This is a genomic window from Falsiroseomonas sp. RANM36 (genome assembly GCF_056682175.1).
In genome coordinates this window covers 99,907-102,619 of sequence record NZ_JBWXTD010000005.1, presented here as the reverse complement: position 1 = coordinate 102,619, position 2,713 = coordinate 99,907, and the positions used below count along the sequence as shown (strand labels likewise).

At 73.1% G+C, this 2,713-nt stretch carries 2 protein-coding genes; one reads left to right on the top strand and one right to left on the bottom strand.

Annotated elements, in window-relative coordinates; all coding sequences use genetic code 11:
- Window positions 1–98 precede the first annotated feature (98 nt).
- The gene (locus AC1MIR_RS18430) at window positions 99–1,451 is read right to left on the bottom strand and encodes an MmgE/PrpD family protein (protein WP_480029651.1); all 1,353 of its coding nucleotides are present in this window, start codon (window positions 1,449–1,451) and stop codon (window positions 99–101) included.
- Window positions 1,452–1,557: 106 nt separating this feature from the next.
- On the opposite strand from AC1MIR_RS18430, the gene AC1MIR_RS18425 reads away from it, so the two are divergent.
- Window positions 1,558–2,625: a threonine aldolase family protein gene (locus AC1MIR_RS18425; protein ID WP_480029650.1), complete on the top strand. Its 1,068-nt coding sequence runs from the start codon at window positions 1,558–1,560 to the stop codon at window positions 2,623–2,625.
- Window positions 2,626–2,713: the final 88 nt, after the last annotated feature.

Below are 2,713 nucleotides of genomic sequence, written 5' to 3'. Positions count from 1 at the left end.
TCCGTGAACCCGAGGGCGAGACCATCGTAAGCTGATGCCGGCCGCACCCGCTCTCCTCCCTCCCCCGCGTGCGGGGGAGGGTCGGGGTGGGGGCCGCGCTACGTCGCCTTCAGCGCGATCGCGCCCGGCAGGCGGTCGCTCGTCCACAGCGCATCCAGCACCTGCCGCGCCGTCGCATCCCCGACCGCGGGCGCGGCAAGCTCGAAAAACTTCTCCGACAGCTCGTCGTCGCTCAGCGGCATGTCGGGATCGCCCTTGCGCGTGGGCTGGAAGTGCTGAAGCGCGCGCCCGTCCTTCAGCCGCACCGTCACGCGCGCCGCGCGCTGCTGCGGATAGGCATCCGCCAGTTCGGGATCGAGGCTGACGCTCACCCGCGGCATCAGCGCGAGAATGTCGGGATCGGTGAGCCGCTCCGGCGCGAAGGCGGCGAGACGGACGCCGCCGAGCAGCAGCAGCGCCGCCGCGCAGTACTGCATGCTGAAGCGCGCCTCCTGCTCCGTCGTCGCAACGGGGCGGTCGCAGATGTCCTTGGTGGGGCCGTAGCCGCCGACATGGATCGCCTCCACATCCGCCGCGCCGAAACCCGCCTGGCGTTGCAGCTCGCGCAGCCCGTCGAGGCCGGCGAAGATGTGTCCGCAGCAGCCATGGTTCTTGAAGGTGATGGCCTCGATCACCGGCGTTTCGCCGAGGCCCGCCAGCGCCTTCTCCCACTTCCCGCGATCCTCGCTGGTCGCGGCGGCGAAGCCGATCGGGCCGTCCAGGACGTCGAGCGCGCCGGTCACGCCGGCCTCGGCGGCGAGCGCGGCCAGTGTGCCGGCCTCGGCGGCGTGGCCGGCATGCAGGGGCTTGCTCATGCCGGCGCCGCGGAAGGCCTGCTGCAGACCGCTCGCCATCGTCGCCGCGGTGGCCAGCGCATGCGCCGTGCGCGCCGCGTCGCAGCCCAGCAGCACCGCCGTCGCCGCGGCGCTGCCGAAGGTGCCGACGGTTCCGGTGGTGTGCCAGTAGCGGTAATGGCTCGGCTGCACCGCCAGGCCGATGCGGCAGGAGACCTCGTAGCCCGCGACGATCGCGCGCAGCAGCGCGGCCATGTCCGCGCCCCGCGCCTGCGCCGCGGCGAGGGCCGCCGGGATGGTCGGGCAGGCCGGGTGATAGCCCGCGTCGCGATAGATGTCGTCGAACTCGACCGTGTGGCTCGCCGTGCCGTTGAGCAGCGCGGCGCGGCGGATGTCGGAGGGGCGGCCATCCACGTAGCAGATCGCCGCGCCGCCTTCCGGGGTGCCGGCGGGCAGGGCGCGGGCCATCAGCGTCGCCGGCGGATGCGCGCAGCCCGCCAGGAGCGAGGCGAACCAGTCCACCAGCGCCCGGCGCGCATGGCGTTCGAGCCCGGCGGAGAGCGGGCGGTCGCGCCATCCGGCGGCGTGCTCGGCCAGCACCGTCAGGGGGTTGTGCATCGTTCCGCTCCCGCGCTGCGCCGTTGAAGCTGCGCCCCGCATCCTAGCATCGCGCCCGGTTCCCTGGCAGGTTGCCCTGCGCCAACGCCCGATGCCGTGAGAGACAATGGTTTACGCCCCTCAGCGCCCGCCCGCGGGTGCGCCCCCCGTCCGCATCAACCTCTATTCCGACACGCAGACCCTGCCGACCGCCGCCATGAAGGAGGCGATGATGCGGGCGGAACTCGGCGACGAGCAGCATGGCGACGATCCCACGGTGCACGCGCTCTGCGACCGGATGGCCGCGCTGATGGGGAAGGAGGCGGCGGTCTTCATGCCCTCCGGCACCATGTGCAACGTCGCCGCGACGCTGACGCATTGCCGGCCGGGCGACGAGATCATCGCGCATGAGACCGCGCATATCCTCACCAGCGAGGGCGGCGCGCATGCCGCGCTCGGCGGCTTCCAGATCCTGCCGCTGACGGGTGCGCGCGGCATGTTCTCGCCGGAGCAACTGCGCGCCCATATCCGCGGCAAGTCGCGCCACACGCCGACGCAGCGGCTGGTCGCGGTGGAGCAGACCGCGAATATCGGCGGCGGCGCGGTCTGGCCGAAGGCGACGCTGGATGCGATCGCGGCCATCGCGAAGGAGAACGGTCTGGCCACGCATATGGACGGCGCGCGGCTGATGAATGCCTGCGTGGCCGCCGGGTTCCCGGCCGCCGAGATGGCGGCGGGCTATGACAGCGTCTGGCTGGACTTCACCAAGGGGCTCGGTGCGCCGCTCGGCGCCGTGCTCTGCGGCACGCGGGACTTCATCGACGACGCCTGGCGCTGGAAGCAGCGCCTGGGCGGTTCGATGCGCCAGGCCGGAATCTGCGCCGCCGCCTGCCTGCATGCGCTCGACCACCACGTGGCGCGGCTGGCCGAGGATCATGCCAACGCCAAGGCGCTGGCGCGTGGCCTGGCGCAGATTCCCGGCGTGAAGGTGGAAGCCCCCGACACCAACCTGGTGTTCTTCGATCCGTCCGGCACCGGCCTCGGCGCGGCGGAGCTGGTCGGGCGGATGCGGATGCAGGGCGTGCAGCTTTCGATGCTCGGCGGCCGCATCCGTGCCTGCACGCATCTGAACGTCACGGCGCCGATGATCGAGGAAACCCTCCACATCCTCCGCCGCGCCCTGCAGCGCGGCTGAGCGCAGGTCCAGGGGGGGCCGCCGCCGGGGGGGGGGGTGGGGGGGGGGAAGCCCCCCCGCGAGGGGGAGGGGGGGGGGGGCCGGGCGG